This is a genomic window from Flagellimonas abyssi, from assembly GCF_019457905.1.
Taxonomy (GTDB): domain Bacteria; phylum Bacteroidota; class Bacteroidia; order Flavobacteriales; family Flavobacteriaceae; genus Flagellimonas; species Flagellimonas abyssi.
Window position 1 is genome coordinate 1 of sequence record NZ_JAHZSV010000018.1, and the last position, 2,428, is coordinate 2,428.

2 protein-coding genes and 1 pseudogene are annotated in these 2,428 nt (G+C 44.9%); 1 reads left to right on the top strand and 2 read right to left on the bottom strand.

Annotated features, from left to right (window positions below):
- Positions 1–8: 8 nt before the first annotated feature.
- Both K1F36_RS13065 and K1F36_RS13070 read right to left on the bottom strand, forming a co-directional pair.
- Positions 9–818 (bottom strand): hypothetical protein, encoded by an 810-nt coding sequence (locus K1F36_RS13065; RefSeq protein WP_220114217.1) that lies wholly within the window; start codon positions 816–818, stop codon positions 9–11.
- Positions 815–1,555, bottom strand: a complete 741-nt coding sequence (locus K1F36_RS13070) for a carboxypeptidase-like regulatory domain-containing protein (RefSeq protein ID WP_220114218.1) — start codon at positions 1,553–1,555, stop codon at positions 815–817. The genes K1F36_RS13065 and K1F36_RS13070 overlap by 4 nt, the downstream gene beginning before the upstream one ends.
- 214 nt (positions 1,556–1,769) lie before the next feature.
- Here K1F36_RS13070 and K1F36_RS13075 point away from each other — a divergent pair.
- Positions 1,770–2,428 (top strand): annotated as a pseudogene (locus K1F36_RS13075) (hypothetical protein); the annotation flags it as partial.

A 2,428-nucleotide genomic window follows, 5' to 3' on the forward strand; every position in this document is an offset into this window, starting at 1 on the left:
TAAAAAAATCAATCCAAATTATTGCTCTCCCGGTATGCCCTGCTCTTTTGTATCATGATATCCAAGATTTGAAGTTTGTCACCCAGTTCCACGGCTGTTTGAAAAGCTTCGTCCACCTCGCAGAAATACATAAAATCATCTATTTTCTCCATGGGAATCTTTAGAGTGGCCACAAAAAGCGAGTCGGCGTAAAACCCTTGCACTTGCTGTGTTTGGGCATAGGTTTTATCCACCTTCACCCTGTTCTTGAGCATTTTGGTGCGCCCTGTTATCGCATTGATGATGGGATTGAGGCTCATACCGCCACCCGCACCTCCCAAACCACCGCCAGCGGTCATGCTCATGGAGGACGCTTCCTGCAATTTACGCTCGCTCTGGGTAGGAATACGCCTGTGGGCATTGGGCAGGTTCAACGCTTCGGCACTTACATCTTTTTCCAACGTAACACGGTCTATGTCCTTGGTAAGATCACCCGTCAGGTTATACGGGGTTACTACGACCTCCTTAAGCTCGTTCACAAATTCCTGCATGGGCACCTCAACAAAGTTGGAGCGGTACAATGCCTTGGTAACGGGAAGGGATTTTCTTAAAAAATGTACAGCGGAGAACAGCAAGGTATCGTTCACCCGCACACGAATGGAAAAATTGCCTTCCAAATCGGTGATCACCGCATCGGAAGTAGTCACATTTTGAACCACAACACCCACAACATCCTTGTCGGCACTAATAACTTTCCCCTGCAATATTTTAGCATCACCTTCTTGGGCAAAAGCCCATTGGGCGGCAAAAATCAACAAGGCAAGTAAGCACTTTTTCATTCCTCGTTTAACGTTGCCCTAAATTCCTTGCTCTGGGTCACCAAAAAATCTATCAACTGAAACTCGTTTTCTTTTTTGAGCAGGGTCTGGGAAGGTATTTTGTCATCACAATACAACAGAAATGCATCTATCTTGTCCTGTGGCAGTCTTAGATCCACCACAAAAAACTCGTCATCGTACACATGTCGGAGCACTTCGCTCACTTTTAGCGGGATTCGTTCTTGTCCATTGGCATCTTGAGACTTAAATAAAGCCTTGAAAATGTTCACAAAGTTGAGTCCATCCTTCATGCCACGTGTAATCTGGGAATTGGCGATATTCTCCACCTCCGTGCTACGATCTATTTCATAATCGAACTGTTTAAAATCCTCGTTTTTTACCTCAAGAAAGCGTTCTTGGTTTTCCGGGCTTACCACTACTTCGTCCAGCTCCTGTACTTTTTCATCCACTTCTACCACCAAACGGTTGTTGGCCAATATTTCCGGTGTGATCTTCACTACCTCCAACTGGTAATTGATCGCGGTAAAAACCAATTGGTCGCCTTCCATCACCTCGATCATAAACTCACCATTGTCGTTGGTTATGGTAGCATGACCACTGGTGGAGTTGATAACGTTCTCGTTCGGGACATTGGAGCTCCTATAAAGCACCTTTCCCCGCAACATTTGCCGGGAGTCCTGCGCCATGGACCAGCCAGACAACAGTAAACAGAACACTATCAAGTAAATATTTTTCATTGGAATGTATTTAGTACAAGTTAAAGAAAGTCCAAGAAAGGCATTTAAAAAATTAAGCCATTCTAAACTTTTGTTAATTCTGTGCCCAACAAATATACCAAAGGCGGTTCCATTCACCTGTGAATTTCGTGTTTGGACGGTATTTATTAAAGATATTAAAACATAAGTATAGTTTTGTTTTTACGTTTGGAAAATCCTCAAATAAACAAACACTGTGAAAACTGCACTAATCTACACCATCATAGGCCTATTGGCGATCAATTCGCTGACCGCACAGGTAAAAATCGGTGATAACCCCCAAAACTTGAACCCTGCCTCTTTGCTAGAGCTGGAGAGTACCTCGCGCGCGTTGGTGATCACGCGGGTAACCGATGCCCAAATGAGCTCCATAAGCCCGTTACGCGGTGCATTGGTGTACAACACTGACCAAAACTGCCTGCACTACTACGATGGCACGGCATGGATCAATATCTGTGAGGCGCTGGATGACTCTTTTACCGTAAGCACCCGCGACGATTATATGAGCCAGCTATACTCCAATACCTTGGACAGCACCGTTGTGATCACCACTACGGACAATGGGGATGGCAGTACCAACTACAACTTTGAGGTTGGAAGAATCAACAAACGGAATATCCGCGATTACTCTATTGAACCTTACCATATTGTGAATGGGGCTATCAGTAGTCTAAAAATAGCTCCTTTAGCAATCAATCCCGTAGTACATTTCAACACACTTGCCAGTAATACGAGACAAGTAATTATATGGGATGGTACGGATTGGGCGTACACACTTGAATCCGACCTACAGATTTCTGAAAACCAAGACCTCGCCGATGTCGTGGCAAACGACCCGAGCGCGGGGAACAGTCT